This window comes from Halomonas llamarensis (assembly GCF_023555005.1).
Classification (GTDB): domain Bacteria; phylum Pseudomonadota; class Gammaproteobacteria; order Pseudomonadales; family Halomonadaceae; genus Vreelandella; species Vreelandella llamarensis.
This window is the reverse complement of the sequence record NZ_JAMJPJ010000015.1, coordinates 60217-85528: the sequence shown is the minus strand read 5'-3', so window position 1 is coordinate 85528 and position 25312 is coordinate 60217. Positions and strand designations below refer to the sequence as shown.

Here is a 25312-nt window from a genome sequence, read left to right as displayed (position 1 = left end):
AATCGCTTGTACCACACCACAAAGCCATTACGCTCCCAGAACAACAGCTTCACCTTGTCGCGTTGACGGTTACCAAAGACAAACAGCGCCTTATCGAACGGGTTCAGCTCCATGGCCTCCTGAACCAGCAAGGCCAGGCCATCGATTTGCTTGCGCATGTCCACCGGTTCACGGCACAGATACACGGTCAGGTCAGTGCTTGGACGAATCACGGCGCCACCGCCACTTGGACAAATCGAGCGGGACGGTGGCGTGGTGGTACCGGCAGGCCGCGTACGTTCAAGCGTTTTTCCCAACGCAATAAATCGGCTAAGGTTAGCCCTTGTTGCGCAGCATACTGGCTTAGCGGCCTCTGGGTGACGGATGCGTGATAGAGATGGCCGAGCCAGAAAGCCTGCATGGCATTGAGTTCGTGGTTCATGAGGATCTCCTGGATAAAGAATGCCTCAGTGTGATCAGCAAAACTCAGGTTGAGAAGATGTGGTTAGTGGCGCGCTTACGAACTGGAAGGCCCGCAAGGGTTTCGGCAGCAGGTCTTCTATGACGACCACGGCCGCCCGGTGCAGCGCATCGAGGCCGACGGCAGCCAACAGTTTACCGCGTACGATGACATTGGCCGTCTCAGCGAACTCACGCTGGGCAACGGCGCCGTGTATCGCTTTACCTATGACGACATGGATCGCCTCGCCAGCGAGACCGGCCCCGATGGCCGCGAGCAGCAGTACCGCTACGATGACGCCGGACGACTGATCGAACGTATCGAAGCCAACCGCCCCGGCCCCGACGGCCAGCCGCTGGTGACCCGGTACGACTATGACGAAGCCGCTCGCCTCACCGCCCGACATCTGCCCGCTACGGAACACGCCCCGGCCAGCAGTGAACATTATCAGTGGGGCAGCAATGGGCAACTCATTAGCGTCACCAACGATCATGGCGAGGTGACCTTTAGCTACGACCACGCCCAGCGGTTAATCGGCGAACAGCAGCAACATGCGGGCCTAGCAGGTGAGAGCGGCTGGCAGTGGCACCACCAGCACACCCTCACCGCCACCGGCGCGCCAGAGGCCAGCCAGTTCGGCGACCTCCCGGCGCTTAATTGGCACACCTACGGCAGCGGCCACCTGCACGGCATGAGTGCCCCCGGCCTGGATCTGGAAATCGCCCTGGAACCCGATGCCCTGCACCGGGAAACCCAGCGCCGCCTGAGCACCCGCGCCAATGCGCATAACCAGCCATTAATGTTGAAACGGGGTTACACAGAGCTGGGCCAGCTGGATCACCTCACCCTGCGCAGCCCGAACACCACCCGCCAGCAGCGCTATCAATACGACGCCCTGGGGCGGATGCGCTTCCGCAGCCTGGAAGGCGATCCAGCGGAAAAAGTCATCGCCTACCGTTTTGATGCTGCCGGACGCTTGATCGGCAGCCAGCACGGCGACTACGCCCACCGTTACAGCGTGGACGCGGCCGGTAATCGGTTAGAGCAGGGTGTCGACAAGCAGCAAGGACTGACGGACAACCGCCTCACTCAACTCAACGGGGCGCGCTACCGCTATGACGGCGCAGGCAATCTGACCGAACGCCAACAGCCCAACGGCGAACGCTTAACCCTGGGCTACGACGGCGCGAATCGCCTAGTGCACCTGATCCACGCCAGCGAGCTGGGGGCGACCCGCGACGCCACCTACCGCTACGATGGCCTGGGAAGGCGCATCAGCAAAACCGTACGCCACCCCAATGGCGCCACCGCCACCACCCACTACGGCTGGGACGGCGACCGCATCGTGCGCGAAGAAACGGACGACCAGCGCACTACCGTGGTGTATGAGCCGGGTAGTTTTGTGCCCATGCTGCGCATCGATGATACCCAACAGGGCCAGCTAGTCAGCGCCTATATCACCGACGCTCTCGGCACCCCGATGCAACTGGTCACCCCCAGCGGCCAACCCCGCTGGCTCGCCGAACCCGACGACTGGGCAGCGGTCAAAAACCAACGTGCCGTACGCAACCTCACCCAGCCGATCCGGTTCCAGGGGCAATGGCACGATGAAGAGAGCGGGCTTTACTACAACCGCCACCGGTACTATGACCCGCAGCAGGGTCGGTATATCAACCAGGATCCGATTGGTCTTAATGGCGGTACGAACTTGTATGGGTATGTGACGAACCCGACGGGGATGGTGGATCCGCTGGGGCTGTTTGGTAGACGTGCCCCCTATGGACTAGGCGGAGGGCCTTACAGCCAGTCGAATACGGTGAGAAGACAGGCGGAAGGCCTTGTTACGACTGTAGAGCCAAATGCTGCAGCAGAAGCTTTCAGTGGTGTGTTTGGACAAACCGTATCAACTGGATTGAAGTTCAGTTCGGAAGGAAATACCGCATGGGTTGTAACTGAGTGCCAGCAGTATGGTTTGGGGCTGTTTAGGGGGGCAGGCGTTGGGGGAAACATTGGAGTGAGTTCGGCCCCCCTTGAAAACGGGGTTTCAGAAACTTGGGGGCCCTTCGTACGTGCGGGAGTTATCAAAGGAGGTGGGGGATCTATCGACGTTGGAGGCAGCTCTATTGCAGGAGCAAGCGGTTGGCTTGGACCAAGTTATGGCATGGCAGGCGGAGTTCAGCATTGTAAAACTACTACAACCATCTTGGGAGGAGAGTCAGATGAATAGTGCAATTAAGGTGGTTAATAAAGTCCGAATATGGGCCTTTGTGGTTTGTTTTGCTAGTGGTGGATTACTCGTGCTGGCACACTTTGGCCATTTTGGATTAGATAGATTTATAACCGGTATGTTGTGGAGCAGTATAGAAAATATTAGCCGTATCTCAGCAATTTTTGCTGTAGTAACTACATTTATCGTACTTATAGATAGAGCTGGTGATGGGTTGAATGAACTACAGCGTAAAAAAGATCAGAAAAAAAAGAATAAGCGACATTAATTTTGCCTATTAGTATTAATTGTCGTGGCTCAACTTGATTCGCTACCCGCCAAGGAAGGCACGTGCTGCTTCCCTTGGCGGCAGTGTGACAATAAGCGCCTTTATCATGTCTCAGATTAAACTTAGACATATCGTCGGCAGCGGCCACCTGCACGGCATGAGTGCCCCCGGCCTGGATCTGGAAATCGCCCTGGAACCCGATGCCCTGCACCGGGAAACCCAGCGCCGCCTGAGCACCCGCGCCAATGCGCACAATCAGCCGCTGGTGCTGAAGTGTGGGTACACCAACCTCGGCCAGTTGGATCACCTCACCCTACGCAGCCCGAACACCACCAGCCAACAAAGCTACCAAAACGACGCCCTGGGCCGAATGAGCTTCCGCAGCCTGGAAGGCGATCCAGCGGAAAAAGTCATCGCCTACCGTTTTGATGCCGCCGGACGCTTGATCGGCAGCCAGCACGACGACTACGCCCACCGCGAACACCCCAGCGGTGAACGCCTAACCCTCGGCTACGACGGCGCCAACCCGGCAGCTTCGTGCCCATGCTGCGTATCGACGAATCCCAAGGCCAACACGGCCGCGAAGCCACCACCCAGCTCAGCACCTATATCACCGACGCCCTGGGCACGCCGCTGCAACTGCTTACCCCCAGCGGCAAGCCCCGCTGGCTAGCCGACCCCGACGAAAGCGGGCTGTACTACCACCGCTACTACGACCGCGAACAGGGTAGATACATCAGCCAAGACCCCATCGGCGGCACGAACCTGTATGGCTACGTCACCAACCCAATAGGCATGGTGAGCTTGCCATCGAGAAAGTAGAGGAAGCGCAGGAGCATGAAGTGGTCCGGAAGTGAGCCTCATCGGCTACAGCCAAATTAAAACGCTTCTCGGGCAGTACGCCATAGGCAAATACCAACGAAGTAAACGGAGGCAATGCCCCACCCCCATAGTGCCCAGGCGGCGTGCTCGGGAGTGGAGAGCACCAACGAGGTGGCGCATACAAACCATACTAGAGTGACGACGATATTGAGCGGCATGAACAAGCGCACCCGAAATGGGTGAAGAAATTTCATCCGTGTCACAGTGAGAATGGCTAGAAAGGCAATAGAGGCAAACGTGATTAAAGGCGGAAAATCGAGAATATAGAAATATATCGCGGCGATGTTCCACGCGGCAGGAAAGCCAACAAAGAAATTATCTTGGCTTTTCATATTAACGTTGCAAAAGCAGAACATGGATGACAGCAGAATGATGAACACTGACAGCAGCTCAAAATTGGGCGGCAACTCAATAAAGAAGTAGATGAAAAGGGCGGGTATAAAGGCCCAGGTAAGGTAATCGATGACCATATCGAGTGTTGAGCCATCAAAATGAGGCAGGATGGTCTTTACTTCATACTTGCGCGCCAGCGTGCCATCAAAACCATCGACCAACATCGTGGCACCTAGCCAGAGCAAGCAGGCGACTGGATTATTGTCGATCAGTGAAAGCATCGCCATCGTGCCGAGCAATACCCCGCTGGCGGTAAAGACGTGTACGCCCCATGCCTTATATAGTGAAGCGGTGGATCCTGTATGCGAAGAGAGTGGTTGAGCCACATTAACCCCATCGGGAACGCAGTGTTCCCTTGCTGTTCGGTTTAAAGATTAGTATATAAAGAACACTACACTACTACGGGAAGGCACCCAGAGAATATACAGGGAGACCAATTGGTCAGGCTACCGAAGCGGGCCTAAACTATTCCAGCCTTCATCAACGTATGAGAGCATTTAATCGATACTCTTCTTCAACTTACACACATTCACCCGCTCGGCGTTGATGAGCTCGGCAAATCGTTTGGGGCTTAGGCGCATGGCGCTATTGGGTGATCAGCAGCGGGTAAAACCTTCGTCAAAAGCGTGGAACGATTCATCTTGCTTAGCGGTTGATGGAAGGCTACCACTAAGCGTAGCGTGCTTAACGCGCAGTAACTCGGTGGAGGTAGAAACTAGGCCCGTTAATCCCTGGGTCGTCAGGGCGTGTTCTCCACCAACAAACCGCGCATTAGCGTTTCGATAATGCCGTTGTATTCATCTGCTAATGAATATTGTTGGGGGTCCTGTAGCCAATCAAAGCAAACGCCAATCAAAAAACCATGAAACTGACGGCGAGCGCTGGTAGGGGTGAGGTCGGTGCGCAAGTTACCGGCGAGCTGGACCTGTTTGAATAGCTGTTCTACCCGGACTTCGGCGTGCTCAGAAAGCCGTGTGATCATGCAGATTCGTGGGTGGTCGTCTTCGAGTTTTTCGCAGCGGTGCAGCACGATGGTGGCGGCTCGCTGAAGGGGCAGGTCGTGGCAGATGCCTGCCAGCGAACGCTGTGCTATCTCGCGCAAGCAGTCGATTGGCGTTGTGCCGAGGCGAAGCGTCGTGTCATCGACAATCTCATCCAGCGGCAGTCTAACCCGTTCAAGCAGCGCGTCGAATAAGGCAGCTTTGTCTTCAAAGTGCCAATAGATCGCGCCGCGGGTAACCCCGGCTGCCTGGGCAATATGCGCTAACGTGGTGCGTGAAACGCCCTGGGCGAGGAAGGTGGTTTCTGCGGCGTCGAGTATCGTTTCACGGGTGCGTTCGGCATCGGCCTTACGACGAGACATAGCGCTTCCTTACCTTGAAATTATACGGATTCTGGCATTGATGGCTGGCAAAGTCGCCCCTGGGTGATTAGTATACACTTTCACTGACATACATGAATGTCAGTGAAATTTAGGTCGACTCATTTCAACTCAATGCGCTTGAGCATTGTTTGATGCAATGTTGAATCCCCGTAAGGAGCTCCTCGTGCCCGCTACCTTTATTCGTTTGCTGCTGGGCCTTATTGCCTTGTCATGGCTCGTTGGCTGTGAGCAACCTTCTGAAGCGCCCGAGTCTTCGGTACGGCCGGTCAAATTGATGACGTTAGACGCGCCGAATGCATCGGCGCTGCGGCAGTTCCCAGCGCGGGTGGAAGCCACCACGCGCAGCAATTTGTCGTTTCGCATGGCGGGTGAATTGCTCGAGCTCAACGTAAGCCCCGGCCAACGCGTAAGCGAAGGTGAGGTGATTGCGCGTATTGATGATCGCAACGTGCAAAGCGAGCTTGATAGCGCCCGTTCACGCTTAGCGTTAGCCAAGGCGATGTTAGAGCGCATGCGCTATACCCTGGATCGCGGGGCGGTGAGCCAAGCCCAGTTTGATGAGGCAGAAAGTGAGTGGCGGGCTGCCCGCGCCACGTTTGAGCAAGCCCAAGAACAGGTTACCCATACACAGCTGCGAGCGCCCTACGATGGGGTGATCGCCCAGGTGCCGGTGGATAATCGCCAGATTGTCCAAGTCCAGCAAACCGTTGCGGTCATTCAGCAACCGGGGCAGCTGGACGTGGTGTTTCACCTGCCTGAGCAAATCATTCAACGCATGCCGCGCAGCAACGGCAAGCCAGTCGGCGATGCCTTAGCGTTTGAAGTGCGTTTTGGTAGAAGCGACACTCCCTACCTTGCTCAGCTTGCGTCTTACACCACCCAAGCCAGCGCGCAGAGCCTGGCCTATGAGATCACGCTGACGCTTCCCCAACCCGATGACATCACGCTACTCGATGGTATGAGCGCCAATGTGCGTCTGGATTTGACTGCGTTGCAAGCCGATGCGACTCAGCCAACATGGTATTTTCCGGCAGAGGCGGTGAGTTATGCCGGCGATGACCCAGATCAGGCCCGGGTATGGCGCTATAACGATCAAGGCCGCCTCGAAGCAGTGCCAGTAGACGTGGGGCCGCTAACCTCAAACGGGCTGCAAGTCAGCGGTGGTCTGTCAGCAGGAGACCGTATTGTGGCCGTCGGGGCTCACCGTCTAACCACAGATATACAAGTCACTCCGTGGGTAAAAGAGCGGGGGCTTTAACATGGTTGACTACTTCTTACGTCATCGTGCGGCCAGCTATTTAATGACGGTGGTGCTGCTCGCGGGCGGGGCTTTAGCATTTTTAGGCATGGGGCAGTTGGAGTTCCCCGAGTTCACTATTCGTAACGCGCTGATCACCACCCAGTACCCTGGTGCGACGCCGGAAGAGGTGGAGCAGGAAGTCACCTCGACGCTAGAAGAGTCGATACAGGATATGTCGTCGATCAAGCGGATCAGCTCGGTGAGCACCGACGGCCTCTCGCAGATTACCGTGGAACTGGAAAGCACGGTGCAAAACGAAGAGCTGGAACAGCTATGGGATTCGCTGCGCCGTAAAGTCGGGGATGTTCAGGCAGCGCTCCCCCCTGGGGCTAGTCAATCGCACATTAACGACGATTTTGGCGATGTGTTTGGCTTCATGGTCAACCTGACCGGGGAAGGCTACCCAATGCCCGACCTGGCCGACCACGCGGATTTTCTCAAGCGCGAGCTGGCACGAGTAGACGGGGTTGAGAAGGTATCGCTGAGCGGCGAACATGCAGAACGCATTTATATTGAGGTCGACCGCGAACGCTTGCGTGCCCTGAATATTCCGCTTACCCGCCTGCAGCAGCTACTCGGCACGCAAAACGCAGTGGCCGATTCAGGGCATCTCAAGCAGGATGGCCGCCGCTTTCGTATTACACTCACCGGCAGTGCCGCGAATATTAATGATCTGCGCGCGTTGATTGTAAGCGAAGGCGGTGGCGAGTTAGTGCGTCTGAGCGACATTGCCGATGTGAGTCGTGAGCTGGCAGAGCAGCCCCAGCAGCTCTACCGCGATATGGGCAGACCAGCGATCTCGCTGGGCATCTCCTTTGAAAGCGGCGTGAACGTCGTCGAAGTTGGCGAACGGTTGCAAGAACGGCTAAAAGCGTTAGAAGCTCGTACGCCGCTGGGCATGGAATTGAACGTGGTTTACGACCAGCCCCAGGTAGTCGATGAGGCCGTATCGGGCTTTTTGCTCAGCTTGATACAGGCGGTGGCCATCGTGATTGTGGTGCTAATGCTGTTCATGGGGTGGCGCAGCGGCCTGTTGATGGGCTTCATCCTGCTGATCACCATCATCGGCACCTTTATGCTGATGCGTATCCACGGCCTGCAGCTGGAGAAAATCTCGCTGGGCGCGCTGATTATCGCTCTCGGTATGCTGGTGGATAACGCCATTGTGGTCACCGAAGGCATGCTGGTGGGCTTAAAACGCGGCAACACGATTCGCGATTCAGCGCACCAAGTCATTCGCCAAAACGCGTGGCCGTTGCTGGCGGCCACGCTGATTGCGATTGCCGCCTTTGCGCCCATTGGCCTGTCGCCGGATACCACCGGCGAGTTTATCGGCTCGCTGTTTTTTGTGCTGCTCTATTCGCTGCTGCTGAGTTGGATTACCGCGCTGACGCTTACACCTTTCTACTTTAAGCTGTTTTTCCGCAACGTCGCCCCTGGTGATGGGCAGGATGACCCTTATAAAGGCACTGTGTATCGCGCTTTTGCTCGCGTGATTATTGCCGGTATTCGTTGGCGCTGGGTCTCTCTGGTGCTGGTCGTGGTGATACTAGCGAGCGCGGTGGTCGGCTTTGGCTCGGTCAAAAATGCCTTTTTCCCAGCATCGAACACGCCGATCTTTTTTGTTGATTACCGCACACCGGAAGGCAGCGATATTCTCGAAACTCAGCACCGCGTTAGCGAGCTGGAAGACACTGTCATGCAGATGGAGGGGGTTCGCCATTTGACGACGACCGTGGGCGGTGGTGCGCAGCGCTTTACCCTGACTTATTCGCCCGAAGACCGCTACGCAAGCTATGCGCAGCTGATTGTCGAAACCGACGATAAAACCACCCAGCGTGCACGTATGGCCGAGGTGGAGAAGGTGCTGAAGCGTGACCATAGCGATATCGACTATAAAATTGCCCCACTAGAAGTCGGCCCCGCACCCAAAGCCAAGCTGGAGGCGCGCTTTTATGGCAGTGACCCGGAGGTGCTGCGCCAACTCGGTGACAACGTTGAAGCCATGTTCCGCGATATACCGCACATGACCAGCGTGCGCACCAGCTGGCGCAACCGCGTGCAGGTGATTACGCCAGTCTTTGCCGAAGATACCGCGCGGCGGTTGGGCGTCACCCGTGAAGATTTGGCTGCCACGCTTGCTTTGAGCACCAGCGGCAGCCAAGTGGGCGTCTATCGGGATGGCAGTGAGCTGATCCCCATAGTGGCACGGGCCGCCCCCGAGCAGCGTCACGACGCGGATAACCTTGGCTCGCTGAACGTATGGAGCCAGGAGCGAGGGCGCTACATCACTGCTGACCAAGTCATCAGCGATATGACGACGCAGGTGGCCGACCCGATGATCAAGCGCCGCAACCGCGAACGCATGTTGGCGGTATACGGTGAACCGCATCCGTTAAGCGGCGTAACGGCGGCCAGCGTACTGGCCAATATTCGTCCGGAAGTGGATGCGTTGGATTTACCGCGGGGGTATCGGTTGGAGTGGGGCGGCGAGTATGAAACCGCTGGCGAGGCGCAAAGTGGGCTATTCTCATCGCTGCCGCTTGGGTTGGTGATGATGTTTATTATCACCGTGGTACTGTTTAACAACTTCCGCCAGCCGCTGGCCATCTGGTCGCTTGTGCCGTTGACGATTATCGGTGTAGTGGGCGCGCTGCTGCTTACCGGCTTACCTTTCTCGTTTATGGCGCTGTTGGGAACGCTGAGCCTGATCGGCATGGTGATTAAAAATGCCATCGTGCTGGTGGAGGAAATCAACGTGCAGTTGCCGCTGCATCAAGATCGCTACCATGCCGTGGTGCAGGCAGCTGTTAGCCGGGTGCGTCCGGTCGCGATGGCTGCACTGACCACCATGCTGGGGATGATTCCGCTGATTAGCGATGCCTTTTTCGCCAGCATGGCGGTCGCGCTGATAGGTGGTCTTGGCGTTGCCACCTTGTTAACCCTGGTAGTGCTGCCGGTGGTTTATTGCGTGTTGTACCGGATTAAGATTCATGTGGATTAATGAAGCCTAGCGAATGCCCGAGCGTAAAAATGATTGCACAAACTGACGCTGAAACAGCAAAAAGGCCACTAATAGCGGGGCGATGCTGAGTAGGGTGGCGGCGCTGACGGTTGCCCAGTTCACGCCAGTTTCCGGTGCTGAGAAAACTCCAAGGCCCACCGTCAATGGGCGACTTTCCACTGAGTTCGTGACCACCAGCGGCCAGAGAAAATTATTCCAGTGGTGGCTGATTGAGACGAGCCCATACGCCAAATAGGTGGGTTTGGCTAATGGCACGTAGACTTTCCAAAGAATCGCCATCCAGCCGCAGCCTTCGATTCGTGCGGCGTCCTCAAGCTCGCGAGGAATGGTCTTGAACGTTTGACGTAAAAGAAAGATGCCAAACGCGCTGGCGACGTAGGGCAATCCCACACCGGTGAGTGTGTCGATCAAGCCCAGCTCGCTGGCGATGCGATAGTTTTCAACAATCAATACTTCAGGAAAGACAAACAGCTGGATCAGCACCAGCATGAAGAGCAGATTTTTGCCCGGAATTGGAAAGCGGGCAAACGCAAAGCCGGCCAACGTACATACCACGAACTGCGCCAGTACCACACCAGTGACCAGCGCAAAAGTATTAAGGTAATAACGCGCAAAGGGCGCCTGCGTCCATGCGTCGATCATGTTGGAAAACGTCAATGGCGCGGTTAGATCAAACGTCACCATAAAGGCGGGCGGATGGAAGGCCGCCCAAAAGGCGTAAAGGAGAGGAAAAATCCAGATCAGTGCCAGTAACCAAGCCGCCAGTGTTTCCAGGCTGGGTAAGCGCAGGCTCGTGAAGGTAAACGCGTTAGGTGTAGAGGCAGTTGCAGGGCGCATGAGAGTTTCAACCTGACGGTTAGCGATCTATTGATAGTGGGTTCGGCGGTCGAGAACCGCGAACTTGAGCGTTGCCACCAGGGCAAGCACCAGCAATATCACCACGGTAATGGTGGCGGCGTAGGTGCGGTCAAAAAATGAAAACGCGTTTTCGTAAACGTAATAAAGCAACAAGTTTGTGGCGTTATTGGGGCCACCCTTGGTGAGAATAAACAGGTGATCCACGACCCTAACCGCGTTGATGAGGGCATTGATCAACACAAATAGCGTGGTCGGCATCAAGAGAGGAAACGTGACGCGCCAGAAAAAGCTCCAACGGCTCGTGCCTTCCAGATCGGCCGCTTCTTTGAGCTCCGGGGCCATGCCCTGCAAGGCGGCGAGATAAAAGATCATGAAAAAGCCGGCTTCTTTCCAAACGCTCATCACGATTATCGAACTTAACGCCACGTTGGGGTCACCCAGCCAGTTGATGCCGTTAATACCCACTATCGAAAGTAGTTTGTTAAACAAACCGATCTGCGGCGCGTAGAAAAACATCCAGATATTGGCCGCCGCGATCATCGGCAAAATAGTGGGGGTAAAATACGCCATGCGAACCAGGCCGCGACCGGGCAGGCGTGCGTTAACCAGTAGCGCCATTCCAAGGGCTAGCGCAATGGAGGTAGGAATGGTGCCAAGGCCATAGAGAAGGTTATTGCGGGCCACCTGCCAAAAAGCGGGGTCGGAGAGCAGCTCCTGGTAGTTTTCCAGCCCCACGAACGTTCGCGGTTCTCCACGAAAGCTGGGTATATAGAGGCTGTTGATCAGCGTGGTAGCCGTGGGTAGGTAGGCAAACGTGATGAGGAGAATCACCGCCGGTAGCAGCAACAACACGCCATAAAGCTGCATACCGCGATGCGCATCCAACGAACGCATGTCACACCTCTTACGTTGGGTCGAGGCGAGCGCCATCGATCATCAAAGAAAAGGCTCCCCACGCGTCACTTCATTGGGGGAGCCATGTCGTTTGGTGCTTAACGTGTGTAACGCTGTAAAACTCTTTCGGCTTCACGTTGCGCTTGCGCGAGAGCGTCGGCAGGTGTCATTTGCCCAGTGAGGGCGGCCTGTATCGCATTGTCGAGTGCCTGGCGAATGCGCCCGCCTTGGTAGGTGGAAAGCTCGGCCGTGGCATGCGCTAACTGATTGCGCGCAACGGCGGCTGGCGAGAACGTCTCAACGTACGCTTCTAGCGCGTCCGTGGCGTAAGCATCGGGGCTGACGCCCATGTAACCGGTTTCAATCGACCAAGTAGCGGCACGCTCGGGCGCTGTCATCCAGCGGATAAAGGTCATCGCGGCCCGTTGCTCTTCTTCACTGCTGTCCTTGAAAAGATAAAAGTTGCCGCCCCCGGTTGGGCTTCCGCGTTGTGTTTTCATCGGTAACATGGCCACGCCGAAATCAAAGTCGGCCTGGTTGCGTACCGCTGTTAAATTGCCGGTGGAGTGCCACATCATGGCGGTGGACTGCTCAAGAAAATTCTGCCGCAGTGTGCCCCACTCCAAGGCCCCATCGGGCATGGCGTTGTGTTTGCCAGCCAAAGACACCCAGTATTCCAGTGCTTCGACGGCAGCCGGGTCGTCAAAGTAGGCCTTCGTGCCATCAGCACTCATCAGGCGATGTCCGTTCTGGAACGCCAATGCCTGAAACATCCAGTACGGGTAGCCGGTCGACGGGATCATCACACCCCATTGTCCCTCGTTTGAGGCGTCACGCACGGCGGCTGCCATTTGGGCCATCTCTTCCCAGTTTTCCGGTGGTGTGTCTGGGTCTAGACCCGCGTCAGCAAAGGCTTCTTTATTCCAGTACATGACGATGGTGGAGCGCTGGAAAGGAATCCCATACGTCTTTCCGCCAACTTGGCCATTTTCCATCAGGGCCGGGTAGAAGCTATCTAACCAAGCACGTTCTTCATCGGTTTTGATAACCTCATCAAAGGCCATGATGGCGTCTTGTTCCAGCAGTTCGTAAAGGTCGATAGAGAACATGACTGATAGTTGCGGGGCTTCGCCTGCTTCGATGGCGGACATGGCCCGAACACGAGTGTCGTCATAATTGCCAGCATAGATGGCATCGACGTTGATGTCGGGATGTTGGGCTTCAAAATCTTCGACAAGACCGTCAACGACGGCGGTAAGCTCACCGCCGACGGCAACTGGGTAGTACATGGTCAGCTCAACCGGATTATTAGCCAGTGCGCTCTGGGTGCTAAGTAAACCGGCGGCGAGGGTGCTCAACGCGAAAGGAAGTCGGGTACGCATAAGAACTCCTAAGAAGCGGATGAATCGAGGGTGATACGTTCGGATGGCATCGGCGTGGCATCGCCATTGTCGCTTAAGCGGTCAGGAACCGCGGAAAAAGGCAGGGGGTGTATATCGTCACGGCGTAGGCTGTCTTGCCCAAACACATGTGTCGCCTTTACGGGCCAGCTAAGACGAAACAACTGCCCGACTGGCAAGGGATGTTGGCCTGCAAGGCGTACGCGCACTGTCTGATCGCCAACGCGAAAACGCCCGATGGTATCGGCACCCAAATATTCGCTATCGATCACGGTGGCAGGAATACCCACCGCCGAGGGGGCATGCAGCGTGATGTCTTCCGGGCGAATGCCCAAATGGCCCCCAACAGCGGCCCTGGGTGCAACAGTGGTACTCGATTCGCCTTGTACGGACGCTCCATGCTCACCGTCTTCCAGCGCGAGGAGATTCATCGCTGGGCTGCCGATAAAGCTGGCGGCAAAGGTCGAGGTGGGATATCGATAAAGCTGTTCCGGCGAATCATCCTGCACAATACGGCCGTTCTCCATCAGAATGACGCGATCCCCCATGCTCATGGCTTCGACCTGGTCATGGGTGACATACACGACGGTCATATCAAGGCGTGTCTGCAGCGCCTTGATTTCACGGCGCATCTCACCGCGTAGTCGCGCATCAAGGTTGGAGAGGGGCTCATCCATCAGGCAAATCGGGTGCTCGGAAATGATGGCCCGCGCCAATGCCACACGCTGACGTTGACCGCCTGATAGCTGGGAAGGCTTGCGGTTAAGGTAGGCGGTTAGATCCACCAGCTTTGCTACGCGCTTAAGGTGCTGGCGCCTTTCTGCCTTCGGTACTTTGCGGCTACGCAGGCCGAACACGATATTGTCGGCAACGCTTAGATGGGGAAACAAAGCATAGGACTGAAACACCATGCTTAGGCCGCGGTCGCCGGGCGGTAAATCAGTGACATCACGTTGGTGGAGGTGAATGCGGCCTTGGCTTGCCTGCTCAAGGCCCGCGATCATACGTAAGGTGGTCGATTTACCGCAGCCGGATGGCCCTAGAAGAATGACAAATTGCCCCGGGTCGATGGCAAAGCTAATGCGGTCGACGGCCGTGGTGGTGCCCCAGGATTTGCTGACGTGATTAAGCTGAATCATGAAATGACGCCAAAAGTGATGAGCCAAAAAGACAACGATTAATGTAGCCGTTCTCTCATGACCGTTGGGCGTCAGTTCCGTGAGGGTTTTATGACGTTTTCGAGAAGGGGGTAATTGTTTTGCGGGTAGAGAACCGCCGTTGCGCTTATGACACTTAATGAAGCAAATGAAGGCGTCATTACCCCTTCACCGAAGCGTCATGTGGGAACGTTAATGTGGCGATTTACCCTTAGGAGTTGTGCGCCATGTCGCCACGCAATCGCCAGCCTTTAAATGACGCCGAGATTGAGTTTTTGGTTCAATTAGCCAACGGTAATGCGTTGGCACGACAGCGTCGCAAAGACCGCAATCACAAAAAAAATGGCCAAAAGCCTCCACCGGAAAACCAGTACTAATGGCATTTTCGGGACTGTTTCATGACGCTTTCCTGCTTGGTTGAGATCGCCGTGTTTATACTATGTGAATACGAAAATTTTGTTAATCTATGGTCATGCTAATAGACACATAACGAACGGGCTGGGCCATCATGAAACAACAATACCGCCAAGATGCGATTGTCGAGCTGGTGCGCCAGCACGGCTATATGAGCATTGAGCAACTCACCGATTATTTCGCTGTGACGCCGCAAACGATTCGCCGTGATTTAAACGCACTCGCCAACGAAGGTCGTTTGCGGCGCGTTCATGGCGGCGCTGGCATCGAATCCAGCACGGTGAATACGGCTTACAGTACGCGTAAAACCTTGCATCTTGCCGAGAAGGAGCGAATTGCCCATTGCTTGGCTCAGCATATTCCTGATCACTCGTCGCTATTTATCAATATCGGCACCAGCAATGAGGTCGTAGCACAGGCACTTTTAGACCACCAAGGCCTAGAAATTATCACGAACAACCTCAATGTTGCGGCGATTTTGCAGCACAAAGAAGACTTTACCGTCATTGTGGCCGGTGGACAGGTGCGCTCGCGGGATGGCGGTATCATTGGAGAAGCCACCATTGACTTTATTAACCAATTTAAAGTGGATTACAGCATCATCGGGATCAGTGGTATCGATGAAGATGGTTCGCTGTTGGAGTTCGATTATCAAGAAGTACGTGTTGCGCAAGCGATTATTGCTAATTCGCGGCGTGTTTATCTCGCCGCCGATTACTCCAAATTTCACCGTAACCCCATGGTGCGCCAAGGCAATATTTCTCAACTAGACGCCTTGTTCACCGACCGGAAACCACCGGAGGCGGTTCAGCGTTTACTAACGCAACACGACGTAGCGCTTTACTTAGCGTGACACGTATATTTCTTATAGCAAATGGGATGGCATGTACGGCTTAGCGATGTGTTGAGGTGCAGATGCTTTCACACTTGAGCATCCGAAGCGGCAAGAGTAGCCTTGAACTATAATAAAACGAAAAAATGATCTTTATCCGAAAAAACATACAACAAAGCGAATATATTATGTCTTCTTTTATCCTCGCCATTGATCAAGGTACCACCAGTTCCCGCGCCATCCTGTTTGATCGACAAGGCCAAGTAGCGGCAGTGGCGCAGCAAGAATTCCCTCAACATTTTCCCCAGGATGGCTGGATTGAACACAATCCTGAAGACATCTGGGATTCCGTTATCGCCACGTGTAGAGAGGTATTGGTGAAAGCCGATGCCAGCGTTGAGCAGATAGACGGTATTGGCATTACCAACCAGCGCGAAACGACAGTTTTATGGGATAGAGTCACCAACGAACCCATATATAACGCGATTGTTTGGCAAGATCGGCGCACCGCCGATCTGTGTAAGACCTTGCGTGATGAGGGGCATACCGACACGATGCAAGCCCGCACGGGGCTATTGATAGACCCCTATTTTTCTGCCACTAAACTGGCTTGGATACTCGATCATGTGGAAGGTGCTCGTGAGCGAGCTGAACGCGGTGAGCTTGCTTTTGGCACCGTCGATAGCTTTTTGATCTGGCGTTTGACCAACGGGCAGCGCCATGTCACAGATGCGACTAATGCCTCACGTACGGCACTGTTTAATATCCATACACAGCAGTGGGATGATGAGCTGCTTGCGCTATTCAATATACCGGCCTCATTACTGCCCGAAGTCAAAGATTCAAGCGATGATTTTGGGATGGTTGACGCAAGTTGGTTGGGAGTTGAGTTGCCGATTGCTGGGGTGGCCGGTGACCAGCAGGCTGCGTTGTTTGGGCAGGCATGTTTTACGCCAGGGATGGGAAAAAGTACGTACGGTACCGGTTGTTTTATGATCGTCAATACGGGCGATGAGCCCGCCACGTCACGTAACCGCCTGCTGACCACCATAGCCTATCGTCTAAACGGCAAGCCTACCTATGCCATGGAGGGAAGCATCTTTGTCGCCGGTGCTACGGTGCAGTGGTTACGGGATGGGCTCAATCTGTTTGCAGATGCGGCGGAGACTGAAGCATTAGCTCGCGAGACTCGCAGTGGCCATAGCGTCTATTTGGTACCTGCTTTTACCGGTTTAGGTGCCCCACATTGGGATCCAAAGGCGCGGGGAGCCATCTTTGGCTTGACACGGGACACGGGCATTGCCGAAATTGTGGCCGCCGGATTGCAGGCGGTCTGTTATCAGACGCGCGACCTGGAACGCTGTATGAGCGATGATATGTCGGCTACCTCGGGCAAGCTGCGAGTTGATGGCGGTATGGTCAAGAATAACTGGGTTATGCAGTTCTTGGCCGATATGCTGGGCGTAGAAGTGGATCGTCCGGCAATACTTGAGACAACGGCTCTTGGCGCCGCCTATCTGGCCGGTTTACGCCTTGGCTGGTATACCGATCTCGATGAAATCGAGCAACTTTGGCGCTGCGAAAAAAGTTTCGTACCCAGCATGGAAGAAGCGACACGTGAGCATCTCTATCAAGGATGGTTAGATGCAGTGGCCCGAGTGCGCTCAGTATAGCGGCTCACTGAACGCTGAAGCTAAAAAAGATACCCCAGGCAGTGCCATACTGCCCGGGGTTTTTTATGCGCTGACACGTGTTGTGGCGTGCTGAGTAAAGCGGGTAATGTCTTGAACGCTATCAAAATACTCGTTAAAGCGTGTTTCCGCCTCATCCCCAAACAGCATGTGGCAGGCCTCGCGTAAGCCTTCCGAATGTTGCAATTCTTCATGCGGCACCACCAAGGAAATTTTGGCGCGGCGACGGAGAAAGTCGTCTAGCTTCGTGATCATTTCGCTACGGTGGGCTTGGCGCAGTTCGCAGCGGATATACTCGGTGCCCTCAATCAGCAGTTCAGCTTCACGTGGGTCCTGGCGAATCTGCTCAAGCATATCGAGTGCCTGTGCGGCATAACGCCGCCACAAGCGCTTGCTGAGCGGTTCAGACGAGGTGGCAGGCGTCATGTCGTCCAATCCCATGCGTTCGGCTTGTTGCATGAATTCATGCTTCATGGCTTCAGGCGGCTCGCCATACCATTTGTAATCAGGGAAGGGGATATCAACGCCAAGACGCAACACTTCTTCAGTGATTTCATCGCCAACGTTCAAGCAGTCAGTTAGCTTACCGCCAAAAATACTGATATGGGCGCTATCTGGGTTAGTGTCAACCACATGCTTACGCGATAACTGCTGGAAATCCCGGTCTTTGCCTTTACTCGACTTGATGGCCAGCGGGCGCACACCACAGCGGGTAGAAATAATATCTGCGGTAGTTATGGGCTTTTCCAGGGTTAGCCGTGTATTGATGTTTTCCAACACAAAGTCCACGTCTTCCTGCGTGACATCCACCTCAGGGTTTTCCATATGCGTGTCTGTGGTGCCGATGCAGGTGCGGTTACCCATCGGGATCACGAAGAACAGACGCCCGTCGTCGGCAAAAAAGGCCAGCACACGTTTGGTGTCGGTTAGTTGTGGCACAATCAAGTGAATGCCTTTGGAGTAAAGGTGCTGGTGCTGTGTCTGCTGGCCGGTCAACTTGTTGTGATGATCCACCCAGGGCCCTGCCGCGTTGACCAGTACCTTGGCGCGGATCGGGAAGGTTGAGCCGTCAATCACGTTACGCGCCTGGACGACCCAGCGGCCATCCTCATACGACGCCCCGTTGGATTCCACATAGTTAGCAATGCTGGCGCCATAGTCGATGGCGTGACGAATGAAGTTGAAAACAAAGCGTGCATCGTTGTCGTGCAGGATGGCATCGGAATACTCAAAGCCACCCAGGGCATTCTCGGTGTTCACGGTAGGTTCAGAATTCTTGATTCCCTTAGGGGTAAACAGCTTGGGAATCTTGGTAAACGCATCGCCCATCAGCCAGTAAAGCCAGGTGCCCGCGTAAAGGTAGCTGGGGTGATGGCGAAACCCTTTGCTGATGGTGGTCAGAAAGCGGATCTCTTCCACGGTGGAAGGATAGTTTTTGATCAGATGATTACGGCTTTTGCATAATTTACGCACCAGGCCGAAATCTTTACTCTCCATATACTTGATGCCACCCCAAACTAGGTTGGAAGAATGCATGCTGGTGCTGCCGGCAAAATCGCCGCGGTCGATCAGACCTACTCTGGCCCCTTTGCCCGCCAGCGCTGCCGCCGCTGAGGCACCGTTGATTCCGCCGCCGATAATCAGGACGTCGAAATCATCGTTAGCCAGCTTATCAAGGTTGCTATTGCGAAGTTTCATAAGTGACCCATTACAGATAAAGAAGCCTCGTTTGTTCTGCCCAACGAGGGCATGGTGTTTTTGCGAGCAAATCAGGGCTGACAAGGCGACTTTTGAGCATTAAAAAGCCTCCTTGAACAGCAGTGCAATTCAAGTCAGTTTATTTTCCATTCAATCTATGAAGGCAGACTGGCGAACCCCTCAGGGTTCGCCATCCAGGTATCAGCGTGTACCTGCTGACATCCAGGCTTCCATCATGTCGTCATAGGGAACGGTTTCACCCTGCGGCATTTCATTGTCGAGTCGTGCCTTGGGTGAGCCTTCCTGATCTAGCCAGTACTCAGGGTCTCGCTCTTCATTGAGATTTGGCGCGTAGGTTTTGAACACATTGGCACGGGCCAAGCGGTGCATGGTGCTATCCATGTCAGCGGCAAGGTTATCCAAGCCTTCCTGTGCTGACATGTCACCGCTCATGACTGGCGCCAATGTCTGCCACCACAGGGGTGCCATACGCGGGTAGTCAGGCACGTTGGTACCCGTTGGTGTCCAGTTTGATTCGTTGGGGCTGCGGTAAAACTCCACCAGGCCGCCAAGCTTGGGTGCCATTTCGGTCATTTGCTCGGAGAAGATGTCAGACTCGCGAATAGGCGTAAGGCCTGCCATCAGCTTTTCCAGCGACGTTGTTTTCGCAACGGTAAACTGAGCAAAAAGCCACGCTGCTGAACGGCGCTCTTCCGGCGTAGAGTCAAAGAACGTCCATGAGCCCACGTCCTGGTAACCCACTTTCATACCTTCTTCCCAGTAGGGGCCGGTGGGGGACGGTGCCATGCGCCATTTCGGGTTGCCTTCATCGTCGGTGACCGCAACAGCAGGATCGGTCATGTCGGCAGTGAAGGCGGTATACCAGAAAATCTGCTGGGCAATATGCCCTTGTGAAGGCACGGGGCCAGCTTCACCGAAGGTCATGCCTTGCGCCTCGGGCGGTGCGAAATCGCGTAGCCAGTCGACCGCTTTTTGCATTGCAAACACTGAGGCGGGCGAGTTGGTAGCGCCGCCCCGGCTGACGCTGGCGCCGACCGGTTGGCTTTCTTCGTTAACCCGAATACCCCAGTCATCGACCGGGTTGCCCGAAGGTACTCCGGGGCTACCCATGCCTGCCATGGAAAGCCAGGAGTCATGAAAACGCCAGCCTAAGGATGGGTCACGGCGACCGTAATCCATGTGGCCGTAGACTCGGGTGCCATCAATTTCACCGACATGTTCAGTAAAGAATTCGGCAATATCTTCATAAGCCGTCCAGTTAGTGGGGACGCCCAGGTCATAGCCGTAAATATCGCGGAACTGTTTTTGTAAGTCCTCGCGCTGGAACCAGTCATAGCGGAACCAGTAAAGGTTAGCGAACTGCTGTGTCGGCAATTGGTAAAGGCTTCCATCTGGCCCTGTGGTGTACTGCAGACCGATGAAGTCATTCAAGTCCAGCGTAGGCAAAGTGAGGTCCGCCCACTCGTTTTGCATTGCTTCTGAAAGATTAATGGTCGTGCCATAACGGATATGTGTGCCAATGGCATCGGAGTCATTGATGAAACCGTCGTAAATACTGTTGCCGGACTGCATCTGATTCTGCATGGTATCGACCACATCGCCTTCGCCAATGATGTTATGGGTTAGGTTGATACCGGTTAATTCAGTGAAAGCTTCTGCCAGCACTTCACTTTCATAGACGTGAGTGGTCAAACCCTCTGCCACGGTTTGAATATCCATTCCGCGGTATGGCTCAGCGGCTTCAGCGAACCACATAAGCTCTTCAATCTGTTCTTCACGGGTGAGAGTAGAGTGCTGGAAATGCTCATCCACAAGGCGCTCGGCGATAGCGCGAGCATCGTGGTTGTCGGCGTAGAGTGACCCAGAGGCAAGCATTAAACTCGCCGCTAATGTCGTGAGTTTAAATCTGCTAATGTTGGCGTGCTTGTTGAAATTGTTGTGTCGCATGATGACCTCGTTATTCGTTGAGGAGTTAACCACCGGCTGGTTAATCAAAACCGGCGTTAGTGCAGTTTGGCTTCCTTGCCGTTATGAACTTTCCTGTACTGACAAGCCGTTCGAAGCCGCTATGAACAGGGACGATCATCCCCAGCGCATCATGATGAACAGCCAAATAACCGAAATTGCCGATGCCAGCAAAATCGGGAATGCGGTAAAACCGACCACACCCAGGTGAATGAAAGCGGCTGACAGCAAGCTGATAAATAGCCGGTCACCCCGAGTGGTCGAAATGGGTAAGAAGCCCTTTCTTTCAATGCTGGGAGAACGTAGTTCCCACACCGTCATGCCTGCCAGCATGGCCGCAATAGAAGAAAAGAAAATGGCCGTGGGTAACGTCCATACCATCCAAGACATGAGGTTTCCTCCTATTCAGGTGCGGCCCAGGGCAAAACCCTTGGCAATATGGTTGCGAACGAAGTAGACCACCAAGACGCCTGGAATAATGGTCAACATACCGGCGGCGGCCAACGTGCCCCAGTCGATACCGGAAGCCGTGGACGTTCTTGTCATGATCATGCCGATAGGTTGTGCGTCGGTGGCGGTTAACGTGCGCGCCAGCAGCAGCTCAACCCAAGAGAACATAAACAGGAAGAACAGGACGACGCCAATACCCGAGCTGATCATAGGAATGAAGATCTTGATGAAGAACTTGGGAAAGCTATAGCCATCGATATAGGCGGTTTCGTCAATCTCTTTGGGCACGCTGCTCATGAAGCCTTCCAGAATCCAGATGGCCAGCGGGATATTAAACAAGCAATGCGCCAGGGCTACCGCTATGTGGGTGTCAAACAGACCAACAGAGTAATACAGCTGAAAGTAAGGCAGCAGGAAGACCGCCGGTGGCGCCATTAAGTTGGTTAACAGCCAAAAAAATAGATGCTTGTCACCAATAAACTTATAGCGGCTAAAGGCATAGGCGGCAGGCAGCGCCACCAGCATGGTGATGACCATGTTCATGGCCACGTACATGATCGAGTTGACATAGCCCATGTACCAGCTTGGGTTGCTGAAGATGCCGATATAGTTGTCGAGGGTGACGTTTTGCGGCCACAGCGTCATCGAACCCAGAATCTCGCTGTTGGTCTGCAGCGACATATTGAGCAGCCAGTAAATCGGGAGCATCAGCAATACAATGTAAGTGCCGAGCAAAATCCGCTTTTTTAGCCGAGAACGTGAGGTGCGCTTACGTCGTTCTGCTGAGGTAATCGAGCTAAAAATGGTGTTGTATTTTTCGCCCTGTTGGGTTTTTTCAATATGGTAAGTCATCTTATGCACCTCCTTGTGAATTCTTGTCTTTTTGCATATGCATGATGGTGGTGTAGAAAATCCAGCTCACCAATAAAATGACAAGGAAGTAGATAATCGAGAACGCTGCAGAAGGTCCAAGGTCCTGTTGACCGATCGCCATGGTGGCCAGAGACTGGGTAAGGAAGGTCGTTGAGCTGCCTGGGCCGCCACCGGTGAGTACGAAGGGCTCAGCGTAGATCATGAAAGAGTGCATAAAACGCAGCAGTACGGCAATCACTAGCACGTTGATCAACTTGGGGAGTTGAATGTAGCGGAATACAGCCCACTTCGAGGCGCGATCAATACGTGCGGCCTGGTAGTAGGCTTCCGGAATAGAGCGCAAACCGCTGTAGCAAAGCATTGCCACGAGTGGCGTCCAGTGCCACACATCCATCAAAATAATGGTGAACCAGGCATCCCCTGCGTTGCGGGTAATGTTGTAATTAATCCCGATTTCGCCAAGGCTCCAGCCCATCAGGCCGATGTCGCCACGGGTAAAAATCTGCCAAATACTGCCGACAACGTTCCAAGGCACCAACAGTGGCATGGTGATGAGAATTAGCACGGCCGACGCTTGCCAGCCTTTTTTGGGCATCAGTAAGGCAATACCGATGCCAAGCGGTATTTGAATAGCCAGAATAGTCAACGAAAATAATACCTGGCGGCCAAAAGCTGCCTGCAGGTTGGGATCGTTGAGCATGGTCGTAAACCACTCCGTACCAGTAAAGAATCGGGCATTGGGACCCAAAACGTCCTGTACGGAATAGTTCACCACCGTCATCAAGGGAATAATGGCGGAAAAAGCCACTAGCACTAACATTGGTAGTACGAGCAACCAAGCGCGGTTGTTTTGCACTTTATTATTCACAGGGCACCCCCACACGGTATTCGTCGATATAAAGCCCAATATGCTCAGGTTCAAACTCTAGGTAGACCTCGTCACCATACGCGGCGTGGTCTTCAGGTAAGCGCGCTTTGAAAAGCTCATTTCCAAGTTCAAACGTTAAAATGGCATACGTACCAAGATCTTGAAGACGGCGCTTGCGAGCAACGAGAGCGCCTTCACGCGGGTTGGCGTGAACGGTGATAAATTCAGGACGAATACCGACTTTAATGTTACGGCTGCTGGCTTGCGCAATGGCGCGTGTTACCTTGCTCGGCAGCGTAAGGGCAATGTCGCCGAACCACGCTTCACCTGCTTCATAACGCACCGCAAAAAGGTTCATTCCGGGGCTGCCGATAAAGTAGCCAACAAAGGTGTGGGCGGGAGTCTCAAAAAGCTCTTGGGGAGTGCCGAACTGCACCATTTGCCCCTCGTACATCACCGCGATTTTATCAGCGAAGGTAGAGGCTTCTAACTGATCGTGGGTGACGTAAATCATGGTGATGTTGAAGCGCTGATGAATCTCCTTGAGCTTGCGACGCAGCTTCCACTTCAGCTGTGGGTCAATGACCGTCAATGGTTCGTCAAACAAAATGGCTGAAACGTCATCGCGCACCAATCCGCGTCCCATGGAGACTTTTTGCTTTTCGTCAGCAGTCAGGCCTTTGGCTTTACGTTTGAGCAGCTCAGTGAGGTCAAGGATGTCAGCAACATCAAGCACTTTGTTTTTTACCCGGTGCTCAGGCGTATTCATATTGCGTAGGGGAAACGCGAGATTATCGAACACCGTCATGGTGTCGTAGATCACCGGGAACTGAAATACCTGGGCAATATTACGCTCTTCAGGTGGCAGCTCGTTGACGCGCTGGCCATCGAAAAGCACATCGCCTTCTGAGGGCTCAAGAAGACCGGAAATTATATTCAAGAGGGTCGATTTACCACATCCGGACGGTCCGAGTAGGGCATAGGCACCTCCTTGGTGCCAGACATGCTCCATATGCCGAATTGCATAGTCATCCGGTGACTGTGGATTGGCACTGTAAGTATGCGCCAAGGTCTTTAGGATAATCTCAGCCATGCGAATGACCTCCGCCTGTTTCCGGGGTATGCACTATTGCTCCCTGCTTATCGAAAACAAATAACTTATGAGTGGGAAAGTAGATAGCAATGGTGTCGTCCACCTTGGGCGAATACACACCGGCAAGGTTGAGCACAAGCGGGAATAACGGATGACGAACGTGCAAGAAGGTTTCTGAGCCGCTAATTTCTGCGACATCGACCTTAACATTGAGCTCTAAGTCGTCGACGGCATGGGGTTTAAGGTGGATGTGGGAAGCGCGGACACCGAAATTGTATTCACCAGCAGGCAGGTTGCGTAGGGCTTCGTCGCAAGGGAAATGGATATCACTGTCAAAGGTGATTTCCTCTTCGGTGAGGTGGCCGGGCACAATATTGATCGGTGGCTCGGAGAACATTTCGGCGCTGAGAATGCCGTTAGGCTTACGGTAGATTTCTTCGGTTGCGCCGTACTGCAATAGTTTACCTTCATGCAGCACGGCAGTATTACCGCCGAGTGCCAGCGCCTCGTTCGGCTCGGTAGTGGCATAAACCGCGATACAGTTGCGCGTTTTGAACAGTTCGCGCAACTCGTCACGTAGCGCCTCGCGTAATTTGTAATCAAGATTGACCAGCGGTTCATCAAATAAAATAAGGTCGGCATCTTTAACCAACGCCCTACCCATGGCTGTGCGCTGTTGCTGGCCACCAGAAAGCTCAAGCGGTAGACGTTCGAGTAAATGTTCAATGCCGAGCATAGCGGCGGTTTCGCGCACGCGCTTATCTATTTCAGCCTTAGGAGCCTTCGCAAGCTTTAGTGGTGAGGCAATGTTGTTGTAGACACTGAGGCTTGGGTAGTTAATGAACTGTTGATAAACCATCGAGACATTACGCTTACGTACAGAAACGCCGGTAACATCTTTTTCATCCATCAAAATGCGCCCTTTGGTGGGCTGTTCTAGGCCCGCCATTAGGCGCATTAATGTGGTTTTTCCTGCCAGCGTGCGCCCTAATAAGACGTTGAAAGAGCCGGGCTTTAGCTCAAGGTCAACCCCACTAATGTGGGACACACCGCCGACAACGTGGTCGATATTTTTCAGATGTAAGGACATGCCTTTCTCGCTAGCGTCGCTGTTATTGGTAGACTTAATGGAGTGGCTTTTGCACGAAAATTTAATTTTATGTTTTCAGTAACGAAAGGC

General features: G+C 54.2%; 24 protein-coding genes. 9 read left to right on the top strand and 15 right to left on the bottom strand.

The window, feature by feature from the left end; all coding sequences use genetic code 11:
* A partial coding sequence (gene tnpB, locus M8006_RS10605) for an IS66 family insertion sequence element accessory protein TnpB (RefSeq protein ID WP_250081971.1) occupies window positions 1-212 on the bottom strand: 212 nt, incomplete at its 3' end.
* Window positions 209-421: a hypothetical protein gene (locus M8006_RS10600; RefSeq protein WP_250081969.1), complete on the bottom strand. Its 213-nt coding sequence runs from the start codon at window positions 419-421 to the stop codon at window positions 209-211. The genes tnpB and M8006_RS10600, both read right to left, overlap by 4 nt.
* 139 nt (window positions 422-560) lie before the next feature.
* On the opposite strand from M8006_RS10600, the gene M8006_RS10595 reads away from it, so the two are divergent.
* From M8006_RS10595 to M8006_RS10580, 4 genes are all read left to right on the top strand, one after another.
* A complete protein-coding gene (locus tag M8006_RS10595; RefSeq protein ID WP_250081967.1) occupies window positions 561-2666 on the top strand; it encodes an RHS repeat-associated core domain-containing protein in 2106 nt (701 codons plus the stop codon).
* Window positions 2659-2934 (top strand): hypothetical protein, encoded by a 276-nt coding sequence (locus M8006_RS10590; protein ID WP_250081964.1) that lies wholly within the window; start codon window positions 2659-2661, stop codon window positions 2932-2934. Before M8006_RS10595 ends, M8006_RS10590 begins: the two co-directional genes overlap by 8 nt.
* 106 nt (window positions 2935-3040) lie before the next feature.
* Window positions 3041-3607 (top strand): hypothetical protein, encoded by a 567-nt coding sequence (locus tag M8006_RS10585; protein WP_250081962.1) that lies wholly within the window; start codon window positions 3041-3043, stop codon window positions 3605-3607.
* Window positions 3544-3756, top strand: coding sequence for an RHS repeat-associated core domain-containing protein (locus M8006_RS10580; protein ID WP_250081980.1), 213 nt, complete (start codon window positions 3544-3546; stop codon window positions 3754-3756). Before M8006_RS10585 ends, M8006_RS10580 begins: the two co-directional genes overlap by 64 nt.
* A gap of 56 nt (window positions 3757-3812) precedes the next feature.
* Here M8006_RS10580 and pcsA read toward each other — a convergent pair whose 3' ends face one another.
* Complete coding sequence (pcsA, locus tag M8006_RS10575) at window positions 3813-4535, bottom strand: phosphatidylcholine synthase (RefSeq protein WP_347709758.1); 723 nt, start codon at window positions 4533-4535, stop codon at window positions 3813-3815.
* 413 nt (window positions 4536-4948) lie between these two features.
* Window positions 4949-5572: a TetR family transcriptional regulator gene (locus tag M8006_RS10570; protein WP_250081960.1), complete on the bottom strand. Its 624-nt coding sequence runs from the start codon at window positions 5570-5572 to the stop codon at window positions 4949-4951.
* Between the two features lie 184 nt (window positions 5573-5756).
* On the opposite strand from M8006_RS10570, the gene M8006_RS10565 reads away from it, so the two are divergent.
* Together M8006_RS10565 and M8006_RS10560 are read left to right on the top strand one after the other, a co-directional pair.
* Window positions 5757-6851: an efflux RND transporter periplasmic adaptor subunit gene (locus M8006_RS10565; protein ID WP_250081959.1), complete on the top strand. Its 1095-nt coding sequence runs from the start codon at window positions 5757-5759 to the stop codon at window positions 6849-6851.
* 1 nt (window position 6852) lies between these two features.
* On the top strand, window positions 6853-9897 hold the full coding sequence (locus tag M8006_RS10560) for an efflux RND transporter permease subunit (protein WP_250081957.1): 3045 nt from the start codon (window positions 6853-6855) through the stop codon (window positions 9895-9897).
* Between the two features lie 6 nt (window positions 9898-9903).
* Here the strand turns inward: M8006_RS10560 and M8006_RS10555 are convergent, their stop codons facing one another.
* The 4 genes from M8006_RS10555 to M8006_RS10540 all read right to left on the bottom strand — a co-directional run bounded on the left by M8006_RS10555 (window position 9904) and on the right by M8006_RS10540 (window position 14209).
* Window positions 9904-10755, bottom strand: coding sequence for a carbohydrate ABC transporter permease (locus M8006_RS10555; protein ID WP_250081955.1), 852 nt, complete (start codon window positions 10753-10755; stop codon window positions 9904-9906).
* A 27-nt stretch (window positions 10756-10782) separates the two neighbouring features.
* Window positions 10783-11670, bottom strand: a complete 888-nt coding sequence (locus M8006_RS10550; RefSeq protein ID WP_250081953.1) for a carbohydrate ABC transporter permease — start codon at window positions 11668-11670, stop codon at window positions 10783-10785.
* Window positions 11671-11768: 98 nt separating this feature from the next.
* A complete protein-coding gene (locus M8006_RS10545) occupies window positions 11769-13052 on the bottom strand; it encodes an ABC transporter substrate-binding protein (RefSeq protein ID WP_250081951.1) in 1284 nt (427 codons plus the stop codon).
* An 8-nt stretch (window positions 13053-13060) separates the two neighbouring features.
* On the bottom strand, window positions 13061-14209 hold the full coding sequence (locus M8006_RS10540) for an ABC transporter ATP-binding protein (RefSeq protein WP_250081949.1): 1149 nt from the start codon (window positions 14207-14209) through the stop codon (window positions 13061-13063).
* 245 nt (window positions 14210-14454) lie between these two features.
* Here M8006_RS10540 and M8006_RS10535 point away from each other — a divergent pair, with 245 nt between their 5' ends.
* The 3 genes from M8006_RS10535 to glpK all read left to right on the top strand — a co-directional run bounded on the left by M8006_RS10535 (window position 14455) and on the right by glpK (window position 17146).
* Complete coding sequence (locus M8006_RS10535) at window positions 14455-14604, top strand: hypothetical protein (RefSeq protein ID WP_250081946.1); 150 nt, start codon at window positions 14455-14457, stop codon at window positions 14602-14604.
* Between the two features lie 131 nt (window positions 14605-14735).
* Window positions 14736-15494: a DeoR/GlpR family transcriptional regulator gene (locus tag M8006_RS10530; RefSeq protein WP_250081944.1), complete on the top strand. Its 759-nt coding sequence runs from the start codon at window positions 14736-14738 to the stop codon at window positions 15492-15494.
* A 167-nt stretch (window positions 15495-15661) separates the two neighbouring features.
* Entirely contained in the window at window positions 15662-17146 is a 1485-nt protein-coding gene (glpK, locus tag M8006_RS10525) for a glycerol kinase GlpK (RefSeq protein ID WP_250081942.1), read from the top strand.
* Between the two features lie 63 nt (window positions 17147-17209).
* Here the strand turns inward: glpK and M8006_RS10520 are convergent, their stop codons facing one another.
* The 7 genes from M8006_RS10520 to M8006_RS10490 form a co-directional block, all read right to left on the bottom strand.
* On the bottom strand, window positions 17210-18862 hold the full coding sequence (locus M8006_RS10520) for a glycerol-3-phosphate dehydrogenase/oxidase (RefSeq protein WP_250081940.1): 1653 nt from the start codon (window positions 18860-18862) through the stop codon (window positions 17210-17212).
* Window positions 18863-19063: 201 nt separating this feature from the next.
* Window positions 19064-20830 carry an ABC transporter substrate-binding protein gene (locus M8006_RS10515; RefSeq protein WP_250081938.1) on the bottom strand — a complete coding sequence of 589 codons (1767 nt, stop codon included), beginning with the start codon at window positions 20828-20830 and terminating at the stop codon, window positions 19064-19066.
* Window positions 20831-20965: 135 nt separating this feature from the next.
* Entirely contained in the window at window positions 20966-21238 is a 273-nt protein-coding gene (locus M8006_RS10510; protein WP_250081936.1) for a DUF2160 domain-containing protein, read from the bottom strand.
* Between the two features lie 15 nt (window positions 21239-21253).
* Complete coding sequence (locus M8006_RS10505) at window positions 21254-22150, bottom strand: carbohydrate ABC transporter permease (RefSeq protein ID WP_250081934.1); 897 nt, start codon at window positions 22148-22150, stop codon at window positions 21254-21256.
* A 1-nt stretch (window position 22151) separates the two neighbouring features.
* Entirely contained in the window at window positions 22152-23039 is an 888-nt protein-coding gene (locus M8006_RS10500) for a carbohydrate ABC transporter permease (RefSeq protein WP_250081933.1), read from the bottom strand.
* The gene (locus M8006_RS10495; protein WP_250081932.1) at window positions 23032-24132 is read right to left on the bottom strand and encodes an ABC transporter ATP-binding protein; all 1101 of its coding nucleotides are present in this window, start codon (window positions 24130-24132) and stop codon (window positions 23032-23034) included. Before M8006_RS10495 ends, M8006_RS10500 begins: the two co-directional genes overlap by 8 nt.
* Complete coding sequence (locus tag M8006_RS10490; RefSeq protein WP_250081930.1) at window positions 24125-25222, bottom strand: ABC transporter ATP-binding protein; 1098 nt, start codon at window positions 25220-25222, stop codon at window positions 24125-24127. Before M8006_RS10490 ends, M8006_RS10495 begins: the two co-directional genes overlap by 8 nt.
* Window positions 25223-25312: the final 90 nt, after the last annotated feature.